The organism is Marmoricola sp. URHB0036, assembly GCF_000426045.1.
Classification (GTDB): domain Bacteria; phylum Actinomycetota; class Actinomycetes; order Propionibacteriales; family Nocardioidaceae; genus Marmoricola.
Genome location: NZ_AUEP01000006.1, coordinates 53,228 through 77,857, shown reverse-complemented (window position 1 = coordinate 77,857; position 24,630 = coordinate 53,228). Strand labels below are relative to the sequence as shown.

Annotated in this window: 23 protein-coding genes, 1 tRNA gene and 1 pseudogene; 20 read left to right on the top strand and 5 right to left on the bottom strand. The window is 70.3% G+C overall.

The genetic code is table 11. The features are described 5' to 3' along the window. The first annotated feature begins 15 nt into the window (after positions 1–15). Entirely contained in the window at positions 16–450 is a 435-nt protein-coding gene (gene tadA, locus H976_RS0107255; RefSeq protein WP_027860996.1) for a tRNA adenosine(34) deaminase TadA, read from the top strand. Between the two features lie 58 nt (positions 451–508). Then, a tRNA-Ser gene (locus H976_RS0107250) sits at positions 509–598 on the top strand. Between the two features lie 72 nt (positions 599–670). Here the strand turns inward: H976_RS0107250 and H976_RS0107245 are convergent. Then, positions 671–1,099 carry a hypothetical protein gene (locus H976_RS0107245; RefSeq protein WP_155918042.1) on the bottom strand — a complete coding sequence of 143 codons (429 nt, stop codon included), beginning with the start codon at positions 1,097–1,099 and terminating at the stop codon, positions 671–673. Positions 1,100–1,191: 92 nt separating this feature from the next. Here H976_RS0107245 and H976_RS0107240 point away from each other — a divergent pair, with 92 nt between their 5' ends. Further along, the gene (locus H976_RS0107240; RefSeq protein WP_027860994.1) at positions 1,192–2,433 is read left to right on the top strand and encodes a glucose-1-phosphate adenylyltransferase family protein; all 1,242 of its coding nucleotides are present in this window, start codon (positions 1,192–1,194) and stop codon (positions 2,431–2,433) included. Positions 2,434–2,440: 7 nt separating this feature from the next. Here H976_RS0107240 and H976_RS31095 read toward each other — a convergent pair whose 3' ends face one another. Both H976_RS31095 and H976_RS31090 read right to left on the bottom strand, forming a co-directional pair. Next, positions 2,441–3,127, bottom strand: coding sequence for a hypothetical protein (locus H976_RS31095; RefSeq protein WP_231388824.1), 687 nt, complete (start codon positions 3,125–3,127; stop codon positions 2,441–2,443). Beyond that, positions 3,124–4,317: a hypothetical protein gene (locus tag H976_RS31090; RefSeq protein ID WP_231388823.1), complete on the bottom strand. Its 1,194-nt coding sequence runs from the start codon at positions 4,315–4,317 to the stop codon at positions 3,124–3,126. The genes H976_RS31095 and H976_RS31090 overlap by 4 nt, the downstream gene beginning before the upstream one ends. A gap of 236 nt (positions 4,318–4,553) precedes the next feature. Between H976_RS31090 and H976_RS0107230 the strand changes: the two genes are divergently transcribed. From H976_RS0107230 to H976_RS30590, 9 genes and pseudogenes are all read left to right on the top strand, one after another. Next, positions 4,554–4,925, top strand: coding sequence for a hypothetical protein (locus H976_RS0107230; RefSeq protein WP_027860993.1), 372 nt, complete (start codon positions 4,554–4,556; stop codon positions 4,923–4,925). 69 nt (positions 4,926–4,994) lie between these two features. Further along, positions 4,995–5,084 (top strand): K(+)-transporting ATPase subunit F, encoded by a 90-nt coding sequence (kdpF, locus tag H976_RS31085; protein ID WP_036225189.1) that lies wholly within the window; start codon positions 4,995–4,997, stop codon positions 5,082–5,084. 1 nt (position 5,085) lies between these two features. Then, complete coding sequence (kdpA, locus tag H976_RS0107215; RefSeq protein ID WP_027860992.1) at positions 5,086–6,747, top strand: potassium-transporting ATPase subunit KdpA; 1,662 nt, start codon at positions 5,086–5,088, stop codon at positions 6,745–6,747. Next, complete coding sequence (gene kdpB, locus H976_RS0107210; protein WP_027860991.1) at positions 6,744–8,798, top strand: potassium-transporting ATPase subunit KdpB; 2,055 nt, start codon at positions 6,744–6,746, stop codon at positions 8,796–8,798. The genes kdpA and kdpB overlap by 4 nt, the downstream gene beginning before the upstream one ends. 11 nt (positions 8,799–8,809) lie before the next feature. Then, on the top strand, positions 8,810–9,385 hold the full coding sequence (kdpC, locus tag H976_RS0107205) for a potassium-transporting ATPase subunit KdpC (RefSeq protein ID WP_027860990.1): 576 nt from the start codon (positions 8,810–8,812) through the stop codon (positions 9,383–9,385). A gap of 15 nt (positions 9,386–9,400) precedes the next feature. Continuing rightward, on the top strand, positions 9,401–11,968 hold the full coding sequence (locus tag H976_RS0107200) for a sensor histidine kinase KdpD (RefSeq protein ID WP_027860989.1): 2,568 nt from the start codon (positions 9,401–9,403) through the stop codon (positions 11,966–11,968). Continuing rightward, positions 11,965–12,663 carry a response regulator gene (locus tag H976_RS0107195; protein WP_027860988.1) on the top strand — a complete coding sequence of 233 codons (699 nt, stop codon included), beginning with the start codon at positions 11,965–11,967 and terminating at the stop codon, positions 12,661–12,663. Before H976_RS0107200 ends, H976_RS0107195 begins: the two co-directional genes overlap by 4 nt. A 381-nt stretch (positions 12,664–13,044) precedes the next feature. After that, positions 13,045–13,188, top strand: a pseudogene (locus tag H976_RS31080) (DUF2510 domain-containing protein); the annotation flags it as partial. Between the two features lie 102 nt (positions 13,189–13,290). Next, positions 13,291–13,434 (top strand): hypothetical protein, encoded by a 144-nt coding sequence (locus tag H976_RS30590; protein ID WP_231388821.1) that lies wholly within the window; start codon positions 13,291–13,293, stop codon positions 13,432–13,434. 58 nt (positions 13,435–13,492) lie between these two features. On the opposite strand, the gene H976_RS29875 is transcribed toward H976_RS30590, so the two are convergent. Then, a complete protein-coding gene (locus H976_RS29875; protein ID WP_155918040.1) occupies positions 13,493–13,858 on the bottom strand; it encodes a hypothetical protein in 366 nt (121 codons plus the stop codon). A 413-nt stretch (positions 13,859–14,271) separates the two neighbouring features. Beyond that, positions 14,272–15,342, bottom strand: a complete 1,071-nt coding sequence (locus tag H976_RS0107180; protein WP_027860986.1) for an NADH:flavin oxidoreductase/NADH oxidase — start codon at positions 15,340–15,342, stop codon at positions 14,272–14,274. 170 nt (positions 15,343–15,512) lie between these two features. On the opposite strand from H976_RS0107180, the gene H976_RS25045 reads away from it, so the two are divergent. The 8 genes from H976_RS25045 to H976_RS0107140 all read left to right on the top strand — a co-directional run bounded on the left by H976_RS25045 (position 15,513) and on the right by H976_RS0107140 (position 24,629). Continuing rightward, positions 15,513–16,481, top strand: a complete 969-nt coding sequence (locus H976_RS25045) for an amidohydrolase family protein (RefSeq protein ID WP_051276391.1) — start codon at positions 15,513–15,515, stop codon at positions 16,479–16,481. Continuing rightward, a complete protein-coding gene (locus H976_RS0107170) occupies positions 16,463–17,083 on the top strand; it encodes a cysteine dioxygenase family protein (protein WP_051276389.1) in 621 nt (206 codons plus the stop codon). Before H976_RS25045 ends, H976_RS0107170 begins: the two co-directional genes overlap by 19 nt. Before the next feature lie 16 nt (positions 17,084–17,099). Beyond that, positions 17,100–18,098 (top strand): aldose epimerase family protein, encoded by a 999-nt coding sequence (locus H976_RS0107165; protein ID WP_027860984.1) that lies wholly within the window; start codon positions 17,100–17,102, stop codon positions 18,096–18,098. A 9-nt stretch (positions 18,099–18,107) separates the two neighbouring features. Continuing rightward, positions 18,108–19,103: an aldo/keto reductase gene (locus tag H976_RS0107160; RefSeq protein WP_027860983.1), complete on the top strand. Its 996-nt coding sequence runs from the start codon at positions 18,108–18,110 to the stop codon at positions 19,101–19,103. Between the two features lie 63 nt (positions 19,104–19,166). Further along, positions 19,167–20,042 (top strand): MoxR family ATPase, encoded by an 876-nt coding sequence (locus H976_RS0107155; protein ID WP_027860982.1) that lies wholly within the window; start codon positions 19,167–19,169, stop codon positions 20,040–20,042. After that, positions 20,039–21,451, top strand: a complete 1,413-nt coding sequence (locus tag H976_RS0107150) for a VWA domain-containing protein (RefSeq protein ID WP_027860981.1) — start codon at positions 20,039–20,041, stop codon at positions 21,449–21,451. Before H976_RS0107155 ends, H976_RS0107150 begins: the two co-directional genes overlap by 4 nt. A gap of 22 nt (positions 21,452–21,473) precedes the next feature. Then, positions 21,474–22,406 carry a metallophosphoesterase gene (locus H976_RS25040; protein ID WP_051276387.1) on the top strand — a complete coding sequence of 311 codons (933 nt, stop codon included), beginning with the start codon at positions 21,474–21,476 and terminating at the stop codon, positions 22,404–22,406. A 105-nt stretch (positions 22,407–22,511) separates the two neighbouring features. Next, complete coding sequence (locus tag H976_RS0107140; protein WP_231388820.1) at positions 22,512–24,629, top strand: UvrD-helicase domain-containing protein; 2,118 nt, start codon at positions 22,512–22,514, stop codon at positions 24,627–24,629. Position 24,630: the final 1 nt, after the last annotated feature.

The following is a 24,630-nucleotide window of genomic DNA, read 5'->3' as shown; positions in this document are numbered from 1 at the left end:
CGCTGGGACGCACCCATGCGGGCGGCCCTCGACCTCGCGTCGGCGGCGACCGCCTGGGACGACGTACCCATCGGCGCCGTGGTGCTCTCCGCCGACGGGGAGGTCATCGGCAGCGGCAGCAACGTGCGCGAGCGCGACGGCGACCCGACGGGCCATGCCGAGATGGTGGCCATTCGCGAAGCGGCAACGGCCGTCGGCGAGTGGCGGCTGTCCGGTTGCACGCTGGTGGTGACCCTCGAGCCGTGCACGATGTGTGCCGGCGCGCTGGTGCTGGCCCGGGTCGACCGCGTCGTGTTCGGGGCGTACGACGACAAGGCCGGGGCCGTGGGATCACTCTGGGACGTGGTCCGCGACCGACGGCTCAACCACCGACCCGAGGTCATCGGCGGAGTCCTCGCCGAGGAGAGCACCGCCCTCCTCGACGGGTTCTTCCGCACCCATCGACCGTGAGCCGACAGGACCTCGCCTGATTTCGGCCACGCCCGGCGCGTCCGGTAGCCTTCCCGGCGGTGGCGTGTCCGAGCGGCCTAAGGAGAACGCCTCGAAAGCGTTTGTTGGCGCAAGTCAACCGAGGGTTCAAATCCCTCCGCCACCGCCAGACGATGTCTCCGGACGTCGCGGACTCCCGAACTCACCGAGGTGGATTCGGGAGTCTGGCAATTCCGGGGCCTCAGCAGATGGGGAGGGAGCCGATCGACCTGCCTGCGCTCCACTTGCTGGTGCCCTTGGACGTCTTGACCCGCATCTGGATCGAGACGACCTCGTTGGCCAGGAAGTAGGTCGACGTCACCTTCGACACCTTGCCCTTGGCCATGCTGACCCAGCCCGAGGTGTAGGCGCCGATGCCGCCACTGTTGTGGAACTGCACGGCACCCCCGAGGCTGGCCGCGGTCGCGTCACCGCGCCACTTGACCGCCCGCACCCGGTGGCCCTGGGAGCTGGTGTAGACGGCGGTGCGGCACGCCTCGGCCTTGACGTGGCGCGGCGTCTGGTAGAGCACCTCCCAGTGCGTCGCCGCCGACGCGGGCGCCTGCGCCAGCCCTGCCATCACGATCGCCGTCGGCACTGCCGCGGCCAGAAGCTTCCCCCGTAGTTGCATGCCCCTCCTTACCCGGCGACGACCGGGTCCAACCATCCGGCGTCCGGTGGGGGCCGCGGTTAGCCCGCCCCCGGTCGGGTACGTCGCAACGGATGGAGACGACGAAGATCCTCGCGATCATCCAGGCCGGCGGCGCCGGGGGCCGGATGGACGTGCTCACCCTCGAGCGGGCCAAGCCGGCCCTGCCGTTCGGCGGGAGCTACCAGCTGCTCGACTTCCCGCTGTCGAACCTCGTCAACTCCGGGGTCGACGACGTCTGGCTCTCGGTGCAGTACCAGGCCGCGGCCCTCCAGGAACAGGTGCGCAACGGCCGGCCGTGGGACCTCGACCGCACCGGCGGCGGGCTGCGACTCCTGATCCCGCAGCAGGGCACGGGCTCGATGGACGAGGAGGGCTTCGCCCACGGCAACGCCGACGAGCTCTTCCGGCTGCGCGACGACCTCCGTCGGGCCGATCCCGACCTCGTGCTGGTGATGAGTGCCGACCACGTCTATCGGCTCGACTACCGCGACGTCGTGGACACCCATCGCGCCAAGGACGCCGAGGTCACCATCGTGGTCACCGACCTCGAGGGCGTGTACGGCGAGGACCCGGCCGACCACGGCGTCGTCGAGACCAACCGGCTCGGCCGGGTGACCTCGTTCGCCTACAAGCCCGATCGGCCCGCCACCTCCATGGTCGCGACCGAGGTGTTCCTCTACCGACCCGACGTGCTCGTCGAGGTGCTCGAGGAGCTGCACCGCGAGCAGTCCGACGAGCCGGACGAGGGCGACGACGGGACCGGCGACACGGGGTTGGGCGACTTCGGCGACCTGTTGCTGCCACGGTTCGTCGACCGCGGGAAGGTCTACGCCCACCGTCTCGACGGCTACTGGCGCGACCTCGGCCAGCCGCACCACTACCTCAACGCACACCTCGAGCTCATCGACCGCCGGGCCGACCTGTTCGCCGCCGACTGGCCGATCCGGACGATGCAGCCGCAGCGCGAGCCGACGTACGTCGAGACCGGGGCCAGGCTGGAGGACAGCCTGCTCAGCTCGGGCAGCCGCGTGGCCGGCACCGTGATCCGCAGCGTCGTGGGTCCGGGCGTGGTGGTCGAGGAGGGTGCCGAGGTCGTCGAGAGCGTGCTGTTCGGCGACACCGTGGTGCGCAGCGGCGCCCGCGTCACCCGCGCGATCGTGGACCGCGGCTGTGAGCTGCAGGACGGCGCCGTGGTCGGCAGTGCCGACGTGCACCTCGACGACGCGGACGCGATCCCGATCGTCGGCCAGGACAGCACCGTCGGCTCCGAGCTCCCTGCCGGGGCGCGGCTGCCGCCCGGGACGACCGCCTGAGACGGCCTCAACCCACGTGCACGTGCGGCCGACGCTCACGATCCGGCTCGGCACGACGAAGGACCTCGCGCGTGGTCGGTGCCACCTCGCCGGCCCCGATCAGCAAGAACTTGGCCAGGTTGCGCAGGGGGCTGCCCTCGGTCCACTCGAAGTAGACGTGCGGGGTGGCACCGGTCAGGTCCCGGACCGCCAGCAGCAGGGCAGCCAGCGCGTTCGGAACTGACGACGACTCGAGGGTCAGCACGCGGTACCGACCGTGCATGACACACCCGCGCACCTGTTGGGCGTTCTCGAACTCCGACGGGTCGGTCACGGTCACCTCGACGAAGATCAGGTCGGCGTCCGGGGGGAGGTCGTGGTCCTGACGAATCTGGCGCTCCTTGTCGGCGTACTCCGCGGGGTCGCGGTCGTCAGGCTCGTTGGCCACCAGCCGGATGGTCCGCCGAGCGCAGTCGCGCACGAAGCGCTCCGCGGTGCTGTCGAGGTGTACGTCGGTGACACGCAGCTCGAAGGAACGCCCGAGTCGCGAGATCAGCGAGACGACCACGATCGCGGCGATGAAGCAGGCGCCGATCTTCACGCCGTCCGGACGCTCCATCACGTTGTCGACCGTGGTGTAGACGAAGACCGCCGTGATCAGCGCGAACGCGACGGTACGTCGCCGCTGACCCGCTCGTCGTGCCGCGAGCGTCACGGCGACGGCGGCGCGCTGGTGATCAGGACAAGGACCCCGGTCGCGTAGGCGCCGCCCTGCGCATCGACGTCGGCATCGAAGATCCAGGTGATCAGGAAGGCCGAGGCGGTGAGCACGAGCACCAGCGGGCGGATGGCTCCGGCCCACTCCGGGGCCATGCCGTAGCGGGGGAGGTAACGGGGGATGAGGTTGAGCATCCCGGCCATCGCCGAGGCGCCGGCGAACCAGAGGATCGCGATGGTGGAGACGTCGTACACCGTGCCGAAGCCGTTGCCGAGGTACTCGTGCGCCAGGTAGGCCAGCGCCCGACCGTTGGCCGGGCCACCGCTCTCGAACGCAGCGGCCGGGATCAGGAGGGTGGTGGCGAAGGAGCTCGCGACGAGGAAGACGCTCATCATCACCGCGGCTGTCGTGAGCAGCCGTTTGGTGCCGCGGATCCGCCCGCGTGGCTGCGCCTCGACGTCCCCCTCGTCACCGCGGACGTGTGGCATCACGGCGACACCGGTCTCGAACCCGGAGAGGCCGAGGGCGAGTTGAGGGAAGACCATCAGCGCGACGGCGACCATCATCACCGGGCTGCCGTGTGCCTGGGTGAGGGCGGCACCCCAGTCCGGCACCAGGCCGGGGTGGGCGAGCACCTCCCACAGCGCGACCGCGAGCACCACGGTGTTCAGCAGCAGGTAGACCCCCACGAGGACGACCGCGAGGCCGATGGCCTCGGTGAAGCCGCGGAGGAAGACGGCGCCCAGCAGCGCGAGCATCCCCAGCGTGATCCACAGCTCCTGCCCGTGCAGGAAGGACGGGACGTAGGGGTTCTCGGTCACGTGGGCCGCGGCATCCGCGGCCGAGAGCGTCATCGTGATCACGAAGTCCGTGGCGGCGAAGCCGAGGAGCACCAGGACGAACAACTTGCCCTTCCAGAAGGGCAGCAGGCGTTCGAGCATCGCGATCGACCCCTGGCCGTGGGGGCTCTCGTCGGCCACCCGCCGGTACACCGGGAGCGCTCCGAGCAAGGTGACCGCGACCAGTACCAGGGTGGCGATCGGGGAGAGCACCCCGGCCGCCAGCGCCGCGATGCCGGGCTGGTAGCCCAGGGTCGAGAAGTAGTCGACGCCGGTCAGGCACATCACCTGCCACCACGGCTTGCCCACGTGCGGCGCCGGGTGCTGCCGCGGTGTGGAGTGCCCCATCAGCCAGGCTCGTAGAGGCGCGGGGGCGGCGCCTGCGGGAGGCGCCAAGGTCGTGGTCACGCCTCCATGGAACACCGCGGCCAGCCGCCGATCCCGGGTCCTAACAGGATCCTGACGCCGGTGTGACGAGGACGATCCGGGCGGCGGTGTTTGTGGTTCGTCAGGAAAGCCGGCGCCCGCGTCAGGATCCCGTTAGGCCGCGGGAAGGTGGCCCCTGCGGGCGTTTCCATGGGGTCGTGACGACGTTGACTACTCCCGTACGACGAGCCCGGCGGTCCCGCCCGCGGCTGATCGACGAGCAAGGCATCCGGTTCGGCCTCGCCGAGGGCGTCCTCGTGCTCGCGGCGCTTTCCGCGGCCGCGCTGCACCTGCCTCCGGCCGCCGCCGTGGTGCTCCTCGGTCTGGCCGCCTTCGCCGGTGGCTACAGCACCTCCGTGTGGTGGGCGCTGCTCGTGGGGCTCTCGGCCTGGGCGTACTTCACCGGCTTCCTCGAGAACTCCCTCGGCCAGCTGACGCTCGCACCGCAGGACCTCGACCGGCTCGTGGTGATGGCACTCGTCGCCGTCACCGGTTCGCTGCTCTGGCGCAGGAGAACCGGCCGTGAGTGACCTGCTCTACGTGGCGATCCTCGCGCTCGTCTTCGGCCTGTTCTGGCTGCTGGTCAGGGTGCTCGACCGGTGAGCGCCACCGATGTCGTCGGGCTCGTGCTGAGCGTCCTCGTCCTCGGCTACCTCCTGGTGGCCCTTCTCTTCCCGGAGCGTTTCTGACATGAGCGACACCTTGGCCGGCCTGCTCCAGGCGGCCGCACTCGTGGCCGCCCTGGCCGTGTGCTGGAAGCCACTCGGCGACTACATGGCCCGCATCTTCACCACCACCAAGGACCTGCCGATCGAGCGTGGCGTCTACCGCGTCATCGGCGTGGACAGCTCCGCCGACCAGCGCTGGCCGGTCTACGCCCGGGCGGTCCTCGCGTTCTCGATGATCGGCGTCGCCTCGCTCTATCTCCTGCAGCGCGTGCAGTCCCACCTGCCCCTGTCACTGGGCTTCCCGGACGTTCCTCCTGCCCTCGCCTTCAACACGGCCTCCTCCTTCCTCACCAACACGAACTGGCAGGCGTACTCCGGTGAGTCGACGATGGGCCATCTCGTGCAGATGACCGGGCTGGCGGTGCAGAACTTCGTCTCCGCCGCCGTCGGCATCGCCGTTGCGGTCGCGTTGATCCGTGGCTTCTCGCGTGGACGCACCGATCGCATCGGGAACTTCTGGGTCGACCTGGTCCGGGTGACCTTCCGGGTGCTGCTGCCGATCGCCTTCGTCGCGGCCGTGGTGCTCGTGGCCATGGGGGCGATCCAGAACTTCTCCTCCGGCACCGCCGTGTCGACCCTGGCCGGCCACCACCAGACCCTGACCGGAGGACCCGTGGCCTCGCAGGAGGCCATCAAGGAGCTGGGCACGAACGGCGGCGGCTTCTACAACGCCAACTCGGCCCATCCCTTCGAGAACCCCAATCCGCTGAGCAACCTCTTCGAGATCTTCCTGCTCCTGGTGATCCCCGTCGCCCTGACTCGGACGTTCGGCACGATGGTCGGCGACCGCCGACAGGGCTACGCGCTGCTCGCCGTGATGGGCGTCCTCTGGCTCGGCGCGCTGGTGGCGGTGACGACGCTGGAGATGCACCACCCCGGGGCCGCAGCCCAGGCCGCGGGTGCGTCGATGGAGGGCAAGGAGACCCGGTTCGGCGTGCCCGGATCGTCGCTCTTCGCGGTGTCCACCACGGGTACGTCGACCGGCGCGGTGGACTCCTTCCACTCGTCGTACGGCGGGATCGCCGGCGGCGTGCTGATCCTCAACATGGGACTCGGCGAGGTCGCACCGGGCGGTGTCGGCTCGGGCCTCTACGGCATCCTCGTGCTGGCGATCCTGACGGTGTTCGTGGCCGGTCTGATGGTGGGTCGGACGCCGGAGTACCTGCGCAAGAAGATCACCGGTCGTGAGATCAAGCTGGTCGCGCTGAGCATCCTCACCATGCCGATGATCGTGCTCATCGGCACCGGCCTCGCGATGTCGCTCAAGGCGGGGAAGTCCTCGATGCTCAACAGCGGGCCACACGGACTCTCCGAGGTGCTCTACGCCTTCATGTCGGCGGCCAACAACAACGGGTCTGCCTTCGCAGGTCTCTCGGCGAACACCACCTTCTACGACATCGCCCTCGCGCTGGCGATGCTGATCGGCCGTTTCGTGCCGATCCTGCTCGTGCTCGCACTGGCGGGATCGCTGGCCCGGCAGCAGCCCGTGCCCGCCAACGAGGGCACCCTGCCCACCCACGGCGGGCTGTTCGTCTCCATGCTCGTCGGCGTCGTCATCATCGTCGCCGGACTCACCTTCTTCCCGGTGCTGGCACTGGGACCGCTTGCCGAGGGACTCTCATGAGTACGACGATCGCGCCGACCCGCGTCTCCGGGGGGCTCCTCGACCCGCGCCAGCTGCTGGCCTCGCTGCCCGACGCTGTGCGCAAGCTGGACCCGCGGGTGATGGTGAAGTCGCCGGTGATGTTCGTCGTCGAGATCGGCGCTGTCTTCGCCACGGTCAGTGCCATCCAGGGCCCGAGCGTCTTCGGCTGGTCGGTGGTGGTGTGGCTGTGGCTGACCGTGGTCTTCGCGAACCTCGCCGAGGCCGTCGCCGAGGGGCGCGGCAAGGCCCAGGCCGCCACGCTCCGCAAGACACGCACCGAGACCAGTGCCCGTCGCCGGCCCCCCGACGGGCGGGAGGAGCAGGTGTCCGCCTCCCAGCTCCGGCTGGGCGACCTCGTCGTCGTGGTGGCGGGGGAGACCATCCCGGGAGACGGCGACATCGTGGACGGCATCGCCAGCGTGGACGAGTCCGCGATCACCGGTGAGTCCGCCCCGGTCATCCGCGAGTCCGGCGGCGACCGCTCGTCGGTGACCGGCGGCACCCGCGTGCTCAGCGACCGGATCGTCGTGCAGATCACGGCCAGGCCCGGCGAGAGCTTCATCGACCGCATGATTGCGCTCGTCGAAGGGGCGGACCGCCAGAAGACGCCGAACGAGATCGCGCTGAACATCCTGCTGGCCAGCCTCACCATCGTCTTCCTCGGCGCCACGGTCACGTTGCAGCCGTTCGCTGTCTACAGCGGCGCTCGCCAGGACGTGATCGTCCTCGTGGCGCTGCTGGTCTGCCTGATCCCCACCACGATCGGCGCGCTGCTCTCGGCCATCGGCATCGCCGGCATGGACCGTCTCGTGCAGCACAACGTGCTGGCCATGTCGGGCCGCTCGGTCGAGGCCGCAGGAGATGTGAACACACTGCTCCTGGACAAGACCGGCACCATCACACTGGGCAACCGGCAGGCGAGCGAGTTCCTGCCGGTCAACGGCATCACCGAGGCCGAGCTCGCCGACGCGGCCCAGCTCTCCAGCCTCGCCGACGAGACGCCGGAGGGCCGCTCGATCGTCGTGCTCGCCAAGTCCGCCTACGGTCTGCGGGAGCGGAGCCCGGGCGAGCTTCCGGAGGCGAGGTTCGTCGGGTTCACTGCCCAGACGCGGATGTCGGGGGTCGACCTCCCGGGGCGCGAGATCCGCAAGGGTGCCGCGGCCGCGATCCTCGCCTGGGTGCGCGACTGCGGCGGTGGCGACGTCAGAGCGGTCGGCAGCCTCGTGGACTCCATCTCCACCTCGGGCGGTACGCCGCTCGTGGTGGCCGAGCTCGCGGACGGTCACGCCCGCGCCCTCGGTGTCATCCACCTCAAGGACGTGGTCAAGGAGGGCATGCGCGAGAGGTTCGAGGAGATGCGTCGGATGGGCATCCGCACCGTGATGATCACCGGTGACAACCCGTTGACGGCTCGGGCGATCGCGGAGGAGGCAGGGGTCGACGACTACCTGGCCGAGGCCACACCCGAGGACAAGATGGCGCTGATCAAGAAGGAGCAGGAGGGCGGTCGACTGGTCGCGATGACCGGCGACGGCACCAACGACGCTCCCGCGCTGGCCCAGGCGGACGTCGGCGTCGCGATGAACACGGGCACGTCGTCGGCCAAGGAGGCCGGCAACATGGTCGACCTCGACTCCAATCCGACCAAGCTGATCGAGATCGTCGAGATCGGCAAGCAGCTGCTGATCACGCGGGGAGCCTTGACGACCTTCTCGATTGCGAACGACGTCGCCAAGTACTTCGCGATCATCCCGGCCATGTTCGCCGGCGTCTTCACCGGACTGGACAAGCTGAACGTCATGGGCCTGTCCAGCCCGGAGTCGGCGATCCTGTCGGCAGTCATCTTCAACGCCCTGATCATCGTGGCGCTGATCCCGCTGTCGTTGAGGGGCGTGCGCTACCGGCCGTCGTCAGCGGCCTCGATGCTGCGTCGCAACCTGGCCGTCTACGGCCTCGGCGGGCTGGTGGCCCCGTTCATCGGCATCAAGCTCGTCGACCTGCTGGTCTCCCAGATCCCGGGTATCTCATGAGGAAGGCGTCCATGACCTCACTCGGTCAGTTCGGTCCAGCAGCACGGCTGGTCCTGCTGCTCACCCTCGTGCTGGGCATCGGCTACCCGCTGGTCGTCACCGGTGTCGCCCAGGTGGCGTTCGGCTCCCAGGCGGACGGCTCGCTGGTCCGGCACGGCGGGAAGGTGGTCGGTTCCTCCCTGGTCGGCCAGGCGTACGACGACCCGTCGTACTTCCAGGGTCGGCCGTCCGCCGCAGGCGATGGCTATGACCCGCTGTCCACCAGCGCCAGCAACCTCGGACTCGACAACCCCGAGCTCGTCAAGCAGGTCAAGGAGCGTCGAGCGGCGGCCGTGAAGGCGGACGGCACCCGGCCGGCGCACGTCGCGCCGGACGCCCTGCTCGCGAGCGGCTCGGGGCTCGACCCCCAGATCAGCCCGGAGTACGCCGCCCAACAGGTCGCCCGCGTGGCCAGGGAGCGGGGACTCAGCGAGGCGAGAGTGCGCAGCCTCGTCGCTGCACACACCAAGGGGCGCACCCTCGGGTTCCTCGGCGAACCCCGGGTCGACCTGCTCGAGCTCAACCTGGCGCTGGACCGAGTGGGTTAGGGGGACACTGGAGGCGTGGCGACACAGTCCGGACCGACGCGTCCGCGCGGCAGGCTCCGGGTGTACCTCGGTGCGGCACCGGGCGTCGGGAAGACCTACGCCATGCTCGGTGAGGGTCGCCGTCGCGCCGAGCGAGGCACCGACGTCGTGGTCGGGTTCGTCGAGACCCACGGTCGCCAGCACACCGCCGAGATGCTCGACGGTCTCGAGGTGGTGCCGCGGCGCACCCTCCCCTACCGCGACTCGTCCTACGACGAGATGGACGTCGACGCTGTCCTCGACCGCCGGCCCCGGTTGGCGCTGATCGACGAGCTCGCACACACCAACGTGCCCGGCAGTCGCAATGCCAAGAGGTGGCAGGACGTCCAGGAGATCCTCGACGCCGGCATCGACGTGATCACGACCGTCAACATCCAGCACCTCGAGTCGGTCAACGACGTCGTGGAGAAGATCACCGGCGTACCCCAGCGCGAGACCGTGCCGGACGCCGTCGTACGGGCCGCGGAGCAGATCGAGCTCGAGGACATGACCGCCGAGGCCTTGCGTCGCCGGCTGGCCCACGGGAACGTCTACGCGCCCGAGAAGGTCGATGCCGCACTCGCCAACTACTTCCGGGTCGGCAACCTCAACGCGTTGCGCGAGCTGGCCCTGCTCTGGACCGCGGACCGGGTCGACGCGGCCCTGCAGCAGTACCGTGAGCAGCACGAGATCTCCGGCATCTGGGAGGCCCGCGAGCGGGTGGTCGTCGCACTCAGTGGCGGTCCCGAGGGAGAGACCCTGCTGCGCCGCGCGGCCCGGGTCGCCGTACGCGCCGGGGGTGAGCTGCTGGCCGTGCACGTCGCGAGGTCTGACGGTCTCGCCGGCGTCAGCCAGAGCGCCCTGGCCGAGCAGCGTCGCCTGGTCGAGAGCCTCGGTGGCAGCTACCACCAGGTGCTCGGCGACGACGTGGCCGAATCTCTGCTGTCGTTCGCCCGCGCCGAGAACGCCACCCAGCTGGTGCTCGGTGACAGCCGTCGCTCCCGGCTCGGTGCTTTCCTCAGCGGACCTGGCATCGGCACCACCACCATCCGCGAGTCCGGTGACATCGACGTGCACATGGTGCAGCACCGAGGGGCCGGAGCAGGGCGACGTCTGCCGCAGCTGCACGGGTCACTCAGCAGGCGACGCGTCTCGGCCGGTTACGCACTCTCAGCGGTGCTCCCAGTGGTGATGACGCTCTGCCTGTTGCCGTTGCATGGCGACAACCTGGTCAGCGACATGCTGCTGTTCCTCCTGATGACCGTGATCGTCGCGCTGATCGGTGGCCTCCGGCCCGCACTCATCTGTGCGATCGCCGGCTCGGTGCTGCTGAACTACTTCTTCACGCCACCCGTGCACACCCTCACCATCAAGGACCCGAACAACGCGCTGGCGCTGTTCGTGTTCATCGCGGTGGGCATGCTGGTCAGCTCCGTTGTCGACCTCGCCGCCAGAAGGACCCGCGAAGCAGCACGCGGTGCGGCCGAGTCGCGGACCCTCGCCGACCTGGCGTCGACCGCGCTGGCCGAGGACGACGCGCTGGGGTTGACGCTCGAACGCCTCCGCGAGACGTTCGCGCTGCGCTCGGTGACGCTGTTCGAGCGCCAGGAAGACGGGTGGCGCATGGTGGCCTGCGCTGGTGGGGAGTGCGCCGCGCCCGAGGAGGCCGAGACGGTCGTGCCCGCCGGTGAGGGACGGGTGATCGCCCTCGCCGGCCGGCTGCTCGAGGCCGACGACCAGCGAGTGGTGTCGGCCTTCGGCTCCCAGGTCGCGGTGGTGCTCGACCGGATCTCGTTGCGCGCCCAGGCGTCCGAGGCCGACGCACTCGCCCAGATCGACCGCACCCGTACGGCGCTGCTGGCCGCCGTGGGCCACGACCTGCGGACCCCGCTGGCCGCCGCCAAGGCCGCGATCTCGACGTTGCGGAGCGTCGACCTCGACCTCGACAAGGACGACCGGGACGAGCTGGTCGCCACCGCCGACGAGTCCCTCGACCGACTGACGGGGCTGATCTCCAACCTGCTCGACATGAGCCGGCTGCAGGCCGGGGCGATGGCCGTCGAGCTGCGCCCTGTCGCTGTGGACGAGGTCGTCGCCCGGGTGCTCGACGACGTCGGCACCCTCGGCGTCAGGGTGAGGGTCGAGGTGCCGGCCGACGTACCCGAGGTGCTCGCCGACCCCGGTCTCCTGGAGCGGGTCCTGGTCAACCTCGTGCAGAACGCCATCCGGTTCGCGCCCTCCGGCCACCCACCGCGCCTGACGGCCGCCGGCATCGGGGAGTACGTCGAGCTCCGCGTCGTCGACCGGGGACCCGGGATCACCCCCGAGCAGCGCGATGAGGTCTTCCTCCCGTTCCAGAGGTTGGGCGACACCGACAACACGACCGGCGTCGGCCTCGGCCTGGCCCTCTCGCGCGGACTCACCGAGGCGATGGGCGGCACCCTCGAGCCCGAGGACACCCCGGGTGGCGGGCTGACGATGGTGGTGCGCCTGCGTGCGGGTGCTGCCGATGCACCCGCACCAACGCCCGGGCTGCGCGAGCGTGCCCAGGAGGAGGTCCTGTGACGCGGGTACTTGTCGTCGACGACGAGCCGCAGATCCTGCGAGCGCTGGCCATCAACCTCCGGGCCCGCGGGTACGACGTGCGCACCGCTGGCTCCGGAACCGAGGCGCTGGCGACCGCTGCCGCGCACCCGCCCGAGCTCGTCGTGCTCGATCTCGGCCTGCCCGACATGGACGGCACCGACGTGATCGCCGGGCTGCGTGGATGGACCGCCGTACCCGTCCTCGTCCTGTCCGGACGGTCCGACAGCAGCGACAAGGTGGATGCCCTCGATGCGGGTGCGGACGACTACGTCACCAAGCCGTTCGGCATGGACGAGCTGCTGGCCCGGCTGCGCGCGATGCTGCGTCGAGGGACACCTGCCGGAGACGATCTCCCCGCCGTGCGCTTCGGCGACACGGTCGTCGACCTCGCCTCTCGCCGGGTCGTGCGCGACGGTGACGAGGTCCGGCTCACTCCCACGGAGTGGCACCTGCTGGAGGTGCTCGTCCGGCACCCGGGAAGGCTCCTCAGCCAGAAGCAGCTGCTGTCCGAGGTGTGGGGACCCGGCTACGAGAACGCCCACGGCAACCTGCGGCTCTACATGGGCCAGCTCCGTCGCAAGCTCGAGGACGACCCCGCCCGGCCGCGCTTCCTGATCAACGAGCCCGGCATGGGCTACCGCTTCGAGCCGGGCGATCCCTTCGTCGACGCCTGACCACGTGCCCCGGGGGGAATTGCGGCTCCCCACCCTTGCTGGGTCTGGCTCCCATCTGGAATCCGATCCAGACCCGGTCGTCTGAGGGCTCCGAGCTACTCGACAGCACGAGGCGATACTGCCGCCTCCTGCGTTGACGGAACGTTCCAACAAAACGCATTTTGATGGAACGTTCCGTCAAGGGAACAGGTGTCCGATGCGGGTCGGATCGCGGCAGATCCGGTTACTCGCCCGAGCGGGACGATCCGCAGAGCGATTCGCGAACGCTCAGGGCACGCGCTGGCCTGTCGATCACTCTTTGTCCGTTTTCGCCCACTTGGGACGCTCCGTCGACATAGGGTGCAACCCGCGCCTTGAACAGGCCAAGAAACGGGGGAAGACGTGTCCGAGTCATCGAACAGTGCACCTCCGGGGTGGTTCCCGGACCAAAGTGCACCTCCGGGGTGGTACCCGGACCAAGGTGCACCCGACACTTTTCGCTGGTGGGATGGCGCGGCGTGGACCGAGCACCGGCGGACCCCAGTTCGTCAGCCCCCTCGCGACTACGACGGCCGCGTCAAGCGCTCGTACGGAAAGGTCGCCCGGATCCTGGTCCCGATCGGTGCCCTCGTCGCCTTCTTCTTCCCGGTGTCGGACGAGTATGCCAACGGGTCGGATGCCTACGCGTTCGGCCAAATGATCGTCCACGCGATCCTCGGCGCGCTCGTAGGTTTGGCGCTGGCGTGGGTCGTCAGCACCGTTGCGGCCCGGTTCTCCTCGAAGGCCGCCTGAACGACCGCACATCGGCATGTCCGAGCGGATCGCGGCATGTGCGGATGGTCAGAACGACCTAGTTCGGCTCGGCGGGGGCCTCGACATACGCGACGTGAACCCCATCCGGCGGGTTCTTTGGATCCCAACCGCTGGGCCATACACCGTGGTCGAGAGCGCGGGAGAGCAGACGTTGGTTCTGCGCTCGCTTTCGGTCTCCAGGCTCGTACACGGTGCCGCCGATGTGCTCGCTCGGCTCTGCTTCGCCCGCGTGCTGCCTTTCGCTAAGTTCAGCTCCTCGGGCGTTAACGAACTCCTCGAACTCGGCCTGATCATCGAATGCTGCCAGGAAGACATTCCGGCGTTCGTGACGCTCCGGGTCGTACCTGTAGTGCTCTGCAACGAAACGCGTGATGGTGTCATCGTCCGGATCAACCATGGCCATCGCGCAAGCGTAGAACCCCGACCCGGGTAGCGGTGGCTCAACGCCCCATGCCATCGGGGCAGGCACGGTCTTCCCAAGGTCCGGATCTCGGCATGTCCGGACGTCGAACGGGCGCGCACTCTGGGCCGGACCAGCTGGCAGGTGACCCAGGCGCCTTGACGGAACGTTCCAACAACCGCGTGTTTGCTGGAACGTTCCGTCAACGCAGACGGAGTGTTCGCCCCGGATCGCGTCAGAGCGGGCGGTTCGCACGTTGCATCAGACGTTAGGCCATCCCTGCAGGTCAGAGACAGAGACGGGTTCCACCGGAGGGTGGGAGGTCTGCTGGTCGCGGCCGACCGCCCGCTGTCGTAGTCGCCACAACGCACATCGGCAGATGAGTGCGCTCCGCTCCGGAGAGGGTCGGGCGAGCCTCAGCGCCAGCGGCCGCGGAGGTACTGGTCGGGCCACGGCGCGTCCTCGAACGGCACGCCGAGCTCGTGGGCGGCGCGCAACGGCCAGGCCGGCTCGCGGAGGGCGGCCCGGGCGAGGAGGACGACGTCGGCCTCGCCGTTGGCGAGGATCTTCTCGGCCTGCTCGGGGTCGGTGATCAGCCCGACCGCGCCGGTGGCGATGCCGCCCGCGCGTACGCCGGCCGAGAGCGGCACCTGGTAGCCGGGCTCGAGCGGGATCGAGGCCGGGGCGTTGCCGCCGGAGGAGACGTCGACGAGGTCGACCCCGTGCTCCTTCAGCAGTACGCCGAGCCGCCGACTCTGCTCGAGGTCCCACCCGCCGTCGATCCAGTCGGTGCCGGAGATGCGTACCAGCAGGGGAGCCGAGTCGGGCAGCTCCGCGCGGACGGCGTCGACCACCTCGAGCACGAGACGGGTGCGGTTCTCGAACGAGCCGCCGTAGTCGTCGTCGCGACGGTTGGACAGCGGGGAGAGGAACTGGTGCAACAGGTAGCCGTGGGCCGCGTGGATCTCGACGGTGTCGAAGCCGACCGACACGGCCCGTCGGGCGGCCTCGGCGAAGGCCCGCACGACCTCCGCTACCTGGTCGACGGTGAGGGCGGCCGGTGCGGCGTACCCCTCGAAGGGGAGGTCCGAGGGCGCCACGGTCTCCCACCCGCCGTCGACGCTCGGCACGGTGCCGGTGCGCGGGTCCCAGGGGCGGTAGGTCGACGCCTTGCGCCCGGCGTGCGCCAGCTGCGCGCCGATCGGCGCGCCCTGGCCGTGCACGAACTCGACGACGCGTCGCCAGGCCTCGGCCTGCTCGTCGTTCCAGATGCCGGCGTCCTGCGGGGAGATGCGGCCCTCGGGCACCACCGCCGAAGCCTCCGTCATGACCAGCCCGAACCCGCCGGTGGCACGCGCGCCGAGGTGCACGAGGTGCCAGTCGTCCGGGACTCCGTCGACCGAGGAGTACTGGCACATCGGGGCCAGCCAGACCCGGTTGCGGGCAGTCATCCCGCGCAACGTGATCGGCTCGAACAGCTTCGACACTCGATCCTCCTCGTTCGGTGGCGCCACTCCTGGGGCCAACCAACCCACACCTGGTGGTGTTCCCGGACCAGACCGGTGACACACCCTCACCGGACATCCGGGCCGCTCTCGTATTAATAGGATAAAGTCACTGCACTTACTACAGAGATAGAGAAGGGAGGCTGAGACTGATGACCGAGCACCACACACCGAGCACCGGCGCCATCGACGTGCACCAGCACCTGTGGCCCGACGAGCTCGTCGACCGGCTGCGCGCGCGCTCCAAGGCGCCGTACCTGCGCGGCTGGACGCTGCACACCGACGGCGAGCCGCCGTACGACGTGGACCCGGCAGGACATGACGTCGCGACCCGGGTCGCGGCGGACCGAGACGCGGGGGTGGGCTCGGCCTGCCTGAGCCTCTCTGCTCCGCTCGGCATCGAGAGCCTGCTGCGTCCCGAGGCACAACCGTTGATCGACGCCTGGCACCGCGGGGTCCGCGAGCTCCCCGACCACTACCGTGCCTGGGTCTCGGTCCCGGCCGAGGACCCGTGCGTCCCCGACGTGCGCCGCCTGCTGGAGGAGGACCGCTTCGTCGGTCTCCAGCTGCCGGCCACCGACCTGCTCACGCCCTTCGCCTGGGAGCGTGCGGCCAAGCTGCTCCTGGCGGCCGAGCTGTCCGGCAAGCCGGTCTTCGTGCATCCCGGACCCGAGCCACGTCGGGTGCTGGCCGGTCGGCTGCCCGAGTGGTGGGCACCGGTCGTCGGCTACACCGCGCAGCTGCAGGCCGCGTGGTGGGGCTGGCAGGCCTTCGGCGGCCGTCGCCTGTTCCCGCGCCTGAAGCTGCTCTTCGGGGCGGGCGCCGGGCTCGCACCGGTGCTGGTGGAGCGTCATGCGCTGCGCGGCGGCGGCCGTACGACGGTCGACCCGGACGTCTTCGTGGACACCTCCGGCACCGGAGTCCGTGCGCTGGAGGCGATCGTGCGCGTGCTCGGCATCGACGCGCTCGTGCTCGGCAGCGACCGTCCCTACGGCGACCCGCTCGAGGAGTTCCTCGGCGATGCCGCCACCCATGCGGTGCGCGTGGCCAACCCGGCCCGGCTGCTCGGGACCCGCACCCACGAGCAGGGAGGTGACCGGGAATGGGCGGTAGCGAGCTGACCGCGCTGGCCGAGGAGGCCAGCCTCGGGGGAGCAGGAGTTCCCGCCGAGCACGCCGCCCCGCTGGCGACGTACCCCGACAACGTGACCGTCGCGCACCTGCTGCGGCGGCTCCCCGACCGCGACCTCACCAAGACCGAGCTCGAGGCACTGGCCGCCGGCATCGCCCACCAGCCGGAGTCGTGGGCGCACCACGTCGCCTTCGACGGCGAGGAGCGCGTCTACGTGTCGCTGCACCGTGACGCCCACGTCGACGTCTGGCTGCTGTGCTGGACCCCGGAGAACGACACCGGCTGGCACGACCACGACGTGTCCTCGGGCGCCGTGGCGGTGGTGGCCGGTGAGCTGGTCGAGAACAACCTGACCCTGGCCCACGGCGCTCGCGAGACCCGCGTGCCCGCCGGCCGGGTGTTCTCCTTCGGGCCCGACCACATCCACCGACTCAACGGTGCCGTGCACGGCTCGATCAGCGTGCACGCCTACAGCCCGCCGCTGTGGCGGATGGGTCAGTACGCCGTCAGTGACGCCGGTGTGCTGCGCCGCATCTCGCTGTCGTACGCCGACGAGCTGCGTCCGATCGACGACCCGGAGCCGTCGCGCTAGTCCTAGGCTTCGGCCCATGCCGGTCGAGTCCTTCGGTCCCTCCTCGCGGGGACCCGTGCAGAAGATCGTGCTCGGGTCTCCGCCCGGTCCGGTGCTGGAGGTGCTCGACCTCGGGGCGACCGTGCACCGGCTCTGGCTGACCGGCGGCGACGGCGTACGCCGCAACGTGGTGCTGGGCCACGCGACGGCGGAGGAGTACCTCACCTCCAAGGACTACGTCGGTGCCACCGTCGGTCGCTACGCCAACCGGATCGGTGGCGCCCGCTTCGAGCTGGATGGCGAGAGCGTCCAGCTGGTGCCCAACGAGGGTGACAACCAGCTGCACGGTGGCCCCGTCGGCTTCGACAAGCAGCTGTGGGAAGTCGTGGAGCACGCTCGCGGCACCGCGACCCTGCGGCTGGTCAGTCCCGACGGCGACCAGGGCTTCCCGGGCACCGTCACGGTGCTCGCGCGCTTCGTGGTGATCGACGACGCCGTGAGGATCGTGCTCGAGGCCACCACCGATGCACCCACGGTCGTCGGCCTGACCAGCCACGCCTACCTCAACCTGGACGGCGACGGCTCCGGCCCGGTCACCGACCAGCTGCTGCGGGTGGCCGCGCACGAGTTCGTGTCGGTCGACGACGCGGGAATCCCCGGGGAGCTCACGCCCGTCGAGGGCAGCCCGTTCGACCTGCGCGAGCCGCGGCCGCTGGGCGAGGTCGCGGACGTCGACCACTGCTTCGCGATCACCGGTGACGGCTCTCGGGTCGTCGCTGCGCTCGACTCGCCGGCCACCCGCATCCGGGCCACCCTGGTCGCCGACCAGACGGGTCTGCAGGTCTACGCCGGCAAGGGTTTCGACGGCTCGACCAGCTCGACGGCCGGGACGGCGTACGGCCCGGGTGCTGGGGTCGCGCTCGAGCCGGGGCCGTTCCCGGACACGCCCAACCGGCCCGAGTTCGGCTCGGCCGTGCTGCGGCCGGGTGAGACCTACCGGTCGACCATCGAGTGGCGGTTCGGACCGACCCTGTAGAAGGGACACATGGAGCAACGCGAGCTGGACAGGACAGGGCGGACGGTGTCGGCGGTCGGGTTGGGCACCTGGCAGCTGGGTGCCGACTGGGGCGAGGTCTCCGAGGCCGACGCGCGGGCGGTGCTCGAGGCGTCCGCCGAGGAGGGGGTCACCTTCTACGACACCGCCGACGTCTACGGCGACGGACGCAGCGAGCGGGTGGTCGGCGCCTTCCTGGCCGACCACGCCGACGACGGCTTCTTCGTCGCCACCAAGATGGGCCGGCGCGTCGACCAGGAGCCGGAGAACTACAACCCGGAGAACTTCCGCGCGTGGACCGACCGGTCGCGGCGCAACCTCGGCGTCGACCGGCTCGACCTCGTCCAGCTGCACTGCCCGCCGTCGGCCACGATCGACGACGACGCGACCTACGACGCCCTCGACGCACTGGTCGAGGACGGCACCATCGCGGCGTACGGCGTCAGCGTGGAGACCGTCGACCAGGCGCTGAGCGCCATGACCCGACCGAACCTCGCAAGCGTGCAGATCATCCTGAACGCGCTGCGCCTCAAGCCACTCGAGAAGGTGCTGCCGACCGCGATCGAGACCTCGACCGGCATCATCGCCCGGGTGCCGTTGGCCTCCGGACTGCTGTCGGGCAAGTACGACGCGAGCACCACCTTCGCCGACGACGACCACCGCAGCTACAACCGCGACGGGAGCGCCTTCGATGTCGGGGAGACCTTCTCGGGCGTGCCGTTCGACGTCGGGCTCGAGGCTGCCGCCGACTTCGGCCGCCTCGTCGAGGAGACCGCCCCGGACGGCCTGACCTCCGCCCAGGCGGCGATCGCGTGGGTCTGGCAGCTGCCGGGCGTGACCACCGTCATCCCAGGTGCCCGCAGCGAGGCCCAGGCGCGGTCCAACGCCGCTGCCGGACGGGTGCCGCCGCTGGGCGACGAGTTCCTGGCCGGGGTGGGCCGCATCTACGACGAGCGGGTCCGGGCGCTGGTGCACGACCGCTGGTGAGTGCGGGCTATGTCGTCGGGCACACTCCCGCCGTGCCGGTCGGGCGACGGGCACAATGACCGGGTGACCCAGAAGTCCGCGTGGTTCGAGTCCCCGGCCGACGCCGAGAAGCAGCTGGCGTCCGCCGGCTACCTCTCCGACAACGCCACCTCCACGACGACCTACCTGGCCGGAGCCCTGGAGAAGCCGCTGCTGATCGAGGGGCCGGCGGGTGTCGGGAAGACCGAGCTGGCCAAGGCGGTGGCGCGGGCGACGGGTGCCGAGCTGGTGCGGCTGCAGTGCTACGAGGGCCTCGACGAGGCGCGGGCGCTCTACGAGTGGAACTACAAGAAGCAGCTGCTCCGCATCCAGGCTGCAGGGGATCAGTCGTGGGACGAGACCCACGACGACATCTTCACCGACGAGTTCCTGCTGACCCGGCCGCTGCTGACCGCGATCCGGCGCGAGGACCCGACCGTGCTGCTCATCGACGAGGTCGACAAGACCGACGTCGAGGTGGAGGGGCTGCTGCTCGAGGTGCTCAGCGACTTCCAGGTGACCATCCCCGAGATGGGCACCGTCTCGGCGAGCCGACGGCCCCTCGTCGTACTCACCTCCAACGCGACGCGCGAGCTCTCCGAGGCCATCAAGCGTCGCTGCCTGTTCCTGCACATCGACTACCCCGAGGCCGAGCGCGAGCGCGAGATCGTGGTCTCGCAGGTGCCCGAGATCGAGGAGCAGCTCGCCGGCCAGATCGTCGAGGTGGTCGGCAGGCTGCGCGACCTCGAGCTGCGCAAGGCACCGTCGATCGCGGAGACCATCGACTGGGCACGCACCCTCGTCGCCCTCGGCACCGGCACCCTCGACGAGAAGGCGATCGACCAGACGCTCGGGGTGGTGCTCAAGCACGCCAGCGACCACGAGCGGGCGATCCGCGAGCTGAGGCTGCGCTCCAAGTGAGCCTTCTCGACCGGCACATCGAGTTCGTCGAGGCGCTGCGCAGCGCGGGGTTGCCGGTCTCGCTCGCCGAGGGCCTGGACGCCGTCGAGGCGATCGATGCCCTCGGGATCGGGGAGCGCGAGTCGTTGCGGGCGGCGTACGCCGCGACGCTGGTCAAGCGCCAGAACCACCGCCCCGGCTTCGACCAGGTCTTCGACCTCTACTTCCCGGCGCTGATCGGGGAGGGGCACTCGACGGACCGGATAGTCCAGAACGAAACGCCGCCTGAGGACGCTGGTGAAGCGGCAGAGCGTTCTGGACTATCCGGAAACGACGGTCCCCAGGCGCTGGCCGACTTCCGCGAGGCGCTGGCGACGGCGATGGCGATGGGGGATCCCGACGCGCTGGCGATGCTGGCGCGGGAGGCGGTGCAGCGGTTCGGGCTGATCCGGGGGCGCGGGCCGGGGGAGCAGCGGTGGTCGTCGTACAACGTGATGAACCGGGTCTCACCCGACGAGCTCGTCGACCGGGCGCTGGCCGGGCTGCTCGGTGCCGACACCGGGCAGGATCCGTCGATGCGGCGGCTGATCGAGGCGCAGGCGCGGGCGTTCGAAGGGCTGGTCGACTCGGAGGTACGCCGTCGCGCGGCCGAGGTCCGTGGCCCGGAGCACGTCGCCCGCCACACCGTGCGCCCGGCCATCGAGCAGGTCGAGTTCACCTCGGCCCGCAAGGCCGACCTCGAGCTGATGCGCCGCGAGATCCAGCCGCTGGCGAGGCGCCTGGCGACCCGGGTCAGCCGCGAGCAGCACTCCCGTCGCGGCCGGCCCCTCGACTTCCGCCGGACCGTGCGCGCCTCGATGTCGAGCGGTGGCGTGCCGATGGACACCCGGCACAAGCCGAAGCGCCCGGGGCGCACCGATCTCGTCGTGCTGTGCGACGTGAGTGGCTCGGTCGCCAACTTCGCCAGCTTCACGCTGATGCTGGTCTTCGCGCTGCGCGAGCAGTTCAACCGGGTCCGCGCGTTCACGTTCGTCGACGAGATCCACGAGGTCACCGGCCGGTTCGACACCCGTGGCGACCCGGCGCAGACGATGGCCGACCTCGCCGCGAGTGCGCGCTACACGTCGTTGTGGGGCCGCACCAACTACGGCCGGGCGTTCACCCGCTTCTCCGAGGAGTACGCCGACGCACTGACTCCCAAGACCAACCTGCTGGTGCTGGGCGACGCGCGCTCGAACCACACCGATCTCGCCCTGCCGGTCGTGAAGGACCTCGTGCACGCCGCCCGGCACAGCTGGTGGCTCAACCCCGAGCACACCCGCAACTGGAACACCGGCGACTCCGCGGCCCGCGAGTACGGCCTGGTGATGCCCATGGTCGAGTGCCGCAACCTGACCCAGCTCGGGGAGTTCGTGCACGACCTGGCGTGAGCCAGTCGTCGTACGGTGAGGCATGGCTCCCTCTCGGCTCGTCACCCTCCCGGCCCTTGTCGTGCTCACGCTCGCCCTCACCTCCTTCGGCTCGGCTCCTGCGGCACCACCGTCGGAGGGCACCGCGACCCCCGCGGCCGCGCGGGTGAGCACCTTCCGCGTCGTCGCCGCCGGTGACATCTCCTGCCCGCCCGGCGAGGCGGTCACCCCCACTCGGTGCCAGCAGGGCGCGACGGCCGCCCTGGCCAGCAGGCTGAAGCCGAACCTGGTCCTCACCCTCGGCGACCACCAGTACCAGGAGAGCTCGCTGGCGCAGTTCCAGGGCTCCTACGCGAAGTCCTGGGGTGCACTCCGGTCCAGGACGCGGCCGGCGATCGGCAACCATGAGTACCTCACGCCGGGCGCGGAGGGCTACTACACCTACTTCCGCTACCGGCAGCCCGGCCCACCCGGCTACTACCGCGTGCAGGCCGGCGCCTGGCAGGTGTTCGTGCTGAACAGCAACTGCGACAAGATCAACTGCTCCCGTGAGGCCACTTGGCTCGACCGGCAGATGAAGGCGCACCCGTCGCGGTGCTCGATGATCACCATGCACCACCCCCGCTACAGCTCGGGCGCGGAGCACGGCAACGATCCGGCGGTGATCCCGCTCTGGCGGGCGGCGTACAAGCACCACACAGACCTGGTCCTGACCGGGCACGAGCACGACTACGAGCGGTTCAAGCGGATGGACGCCGTGGGTCACCTGCGCCCCTACCGCGGGATGCTCGAGTTCGTCGTGGGCACCGGCGGCGTCAACCTCTACCACCTCGGCACCCGCAAGCTCGGTTCCGCGCGCTACCAGGACACCCGCTTCGGGGTGCTCCAGCTGAACCTGCACCCGCGCACGTACTCCTTCGCCTTCCGCGCGACCAACGGTCAGGTGCTCGACTCGGGGTCTCGCACCTGCTTGTGAGGGCCGTTCGCCGGGTTCGTCCCACGAGGGCTCGGAGGCACCAGTAGAATCAGTTCTTCGCTTTGTTCGTTCCCCATCGAAGGGCACCCGGCGTTGAACAATGACGTGGCCGCACGCGAGATCGCGAGCGAGCAGGAGTACGTCGACACCGTCTACGCGCAGCTCGAGAAGGCGTCTGTCTCCGCCCAGGAGCTGGCGAAGGAGGGGCTGGCCCGCGGCCGGATCGGCAACGAGGGCGGTCTCGTCGAGCGCGACGCGATGGTCTTCCAGGCGGCCCGCCGGATGGCCACCCTCGACGCCGCCCACGAGGGCCTCGTCTTCGGCCGTCTCGACCTCCGCCCGGACGTCAGTGGCATCCCGCGCTACATCGGCCGCATCGGGCTGCGCGACGACAACTACGACGTGATGCTGATCGACTGGCGCGCCCCCGCCGCGGCCGTCTTCTACCAGGCCACGCAGGCCGACCCGCAGGGCGTCATCCGTCGCCGGATCCTGCGCAGCAAGGGCGTGCACGTGCTCGGTGTCGAGGACGACCTGCTCGACGCCGAGGCCGAGACCGACCTGCCGATCGTCGGCGAGGGTGCGCTGCTCGCCCAGCTGACCCGCGCCCGTGACCGCTCGATGCACTCGATCGTGGCCACCATCCAGGCCGAGCAGGACCGCGCGATCCGGGCCCCCAACAAGGGCGTCGTCTCGATCTCAGGAGGCCCAGGCACCGGCAAGACGGTGGTGGCGCTGCACCGCGCGGCCTACCTGCTCTACGCCGACCGACGTCGCTACGAGACCGGCGGCGTCCTGGTCGTCGGCCCGTCGGGCGTGTTCATGCGCTACATCGAGCGGGTGCTGCCCTCGCTGGGTGAGACCGCGGTCGCCCTCCGCTCGCTGGGCGAGGTCGTCGACGGCGTCCGCGCCAGCCGGCGCGACGACCCGGCGGTCGCGGAGGTCAAGGGCTCGCTCGCGATGGCCGAGCTGCTGCGTCGTACGTCGCGCCAGGCAGTACCCGACGCGCCCCGCGAGTTCCGGGTCTTCTACCGCGACGACGTGATCCACCTCGGGCCTCGCGAGCTCGGCTCCATCCGGCGCCAGCTGCTGACCATGGGCCGCCGCAACCGCTCGACCACCAAGGTCGCCTCGACCCTGATCGACGCCATGTGGCGACAGGTCACGAGCGAGCGCGGACGCGAGCGCACCAAGGAGGACTTCGCCGCGGAGATGCGCACCAGCGACGAGTTCCTCGAGTTCGCCGCCGCCTGGTGGCCGGTGCTCGACGCCGCGACGGTGCTCGGCTGGCTGCGTGACCCCGACCTGCTGACCCGGGTGAGCGAGGGAGTGCTGGACGACGAGTCGGTGCGTCTGCTCGCCAAGTCGTGGGGCGACCAGCTCTCGGTCGACGATATCGCGCTGCTCGACGAGCTGCGCTACTTGCTCGGCGACCCGCCGATCGTCAACACCGGCTCGGTCGACGACGAGTACCTCGCGGCCGAGGACGCCTCGCTCCACGAGGTGTTCACCGCTTCCGACCGGGAGTACGCCGGCCCGCGTGGCTGGTCCCCGCCCACCAACCGGGTCGAGGACGACGGGTTCGCCCACGTGCTCGTCGACGAGGCCCAGGACCTGACGCCGATGCAGTGGCGGATGGTCGGGCGCCGCGGGCGGGCGGCGACCTGGACCATCGTCGGCGACCCCGCCCAGTCCTCCTGGCCGGTCCCGGCTGAGGCTGCGCGGGCGAGGGCCGAGGCGCTCGCGGACAAGCCGCGCCACGACTTCCACCTCTCCACCAACTACCGCAACAGCTCGGAGATCTACGACTTCGCGGCCGCCTACGCCTCCCGGGTCGGTCTCGACGCCGACCTCCCCGACGCGGTGCGCTCGACCGGGGTATCACCGGAGGAGCGGCACGTCGACGAGCTCGAGTCGGCCGTCCGGTCCGCGCTCTCGGAGCTGGCCGGTTCGGTGGAGGGCACGGTCGGTGTGGTCGTGCCGGTCGCTCGCCACGGCGAGGTGAGTCGCTGGGTCTCGTCGTGGCCGGAGTTCGCCTCCGACTTCGGGACCCTCGAGTCGCGGCTCGTCGTACTCACGGGGCTGGACACCAAGGGCCTCGAGTTCGACGGCATCGTCGTGGTCGAGCCGCAGGAGATCGAGGACGAGTCACCGACCGGTCGGGCCACCCTGTACGTCGTCTACACCCGAGCCACCCAGCGCATGATCACGCTCACGAGCTGAC

Excerpts from the sequence above, each read along its gene's own strand:
- tadA (WP_027860996.1), top strand. The coding sequence starts at position 16 with ATGCGGGCGGCCCTCGACCTCGCGTCGGCGGCGACCGCCTGGGACGAC.
- H976_RS0107160 (WP_027860983.1), top strand. The coding sequence starts at position 18,108 with ATGGAGCAACGCGAGCTGGACAGGACAGGGCGGACGGTGTCGGCGGTC.
- kdpC (WP_027860990.1), top strand. The coding sequence starts at position 8,810 with ATGACCTCACTCGGTCAGTTCGGTCCAGCAGCACGGCTGGTCCTGCTG.
- H976_RS0107245 (WP_155918042.1), bottom strand. The coding sequence starts at position 1,099 with ATGCAACTACGGGGGAAGCTTCTGGCCGCGGCAGTGCCGACGGCGATC.
- H976_RS25040 (WP_051276387.1), top strand. The coding sequence starts at position 21,474 with ATGGCTCCCTCTCGGCTCGTCACCCTCCCGGCCCTTGTCGTGCTCACG.
- kdpB (WP_027860991.1), top strand. The coding sequence starts at position 6,744 with ATGAGTACGACGATCGCGCCGACCCGCGTCTCCGGGGGGCTCCTCGAC.
- H976_RS0107240 (WP_027860994.1), top strand. The coding sequence starts at position 1,192 with ATGGAGACGACGAAGATCCTCGCGATCATCCAGGCCGGCGGCGCCGGG.
- kdpA (WP_027860992.1), top strand. The coding sequence starts at position 5,086 with ATGAGCGACACCTTGGCCGGCCTGCTCCAGGCGGCCGCACTCGTGGCC.
- H976_RS0107165 (WP_027860984.1), top strand. The coding sequence starts at position 17,100 with ATGCCGGTCGAGTCCTTCGGTCCCTCCTCGCGGGGACCCGTGCAGAAG.
- H976_RS0107170 (WP_051276389.1), top strand. The coding sequence starts at position 16,463 with ATGGGCGGTAGCGAGCTGACCGCGCTGGCCGAGGAGGCCAGCCTCGGG.
- H976_RS25045 (WP_051276391.1), top strand. The coding sequence starts at position 15,513 with ATGACCGAGCACCACACACCGAGCACCGGCGCCATCGACGTGCACCAG.
- H976_RS29875 (WP_155918040.1), bottom strand. The coding sequence starts at position 13,858 with ATGGCCATGGTTGATCCGGACGATGACACCATCACGCGTTTCGTTGCA.
- H976_RS31090 (WP_231388823.1), bottom strand. The coding sequence starts at position 4,317 with ATGGGGCACTCCACACCGCGGCAGCACCCGGCGCCGCACGTGGGCAAG.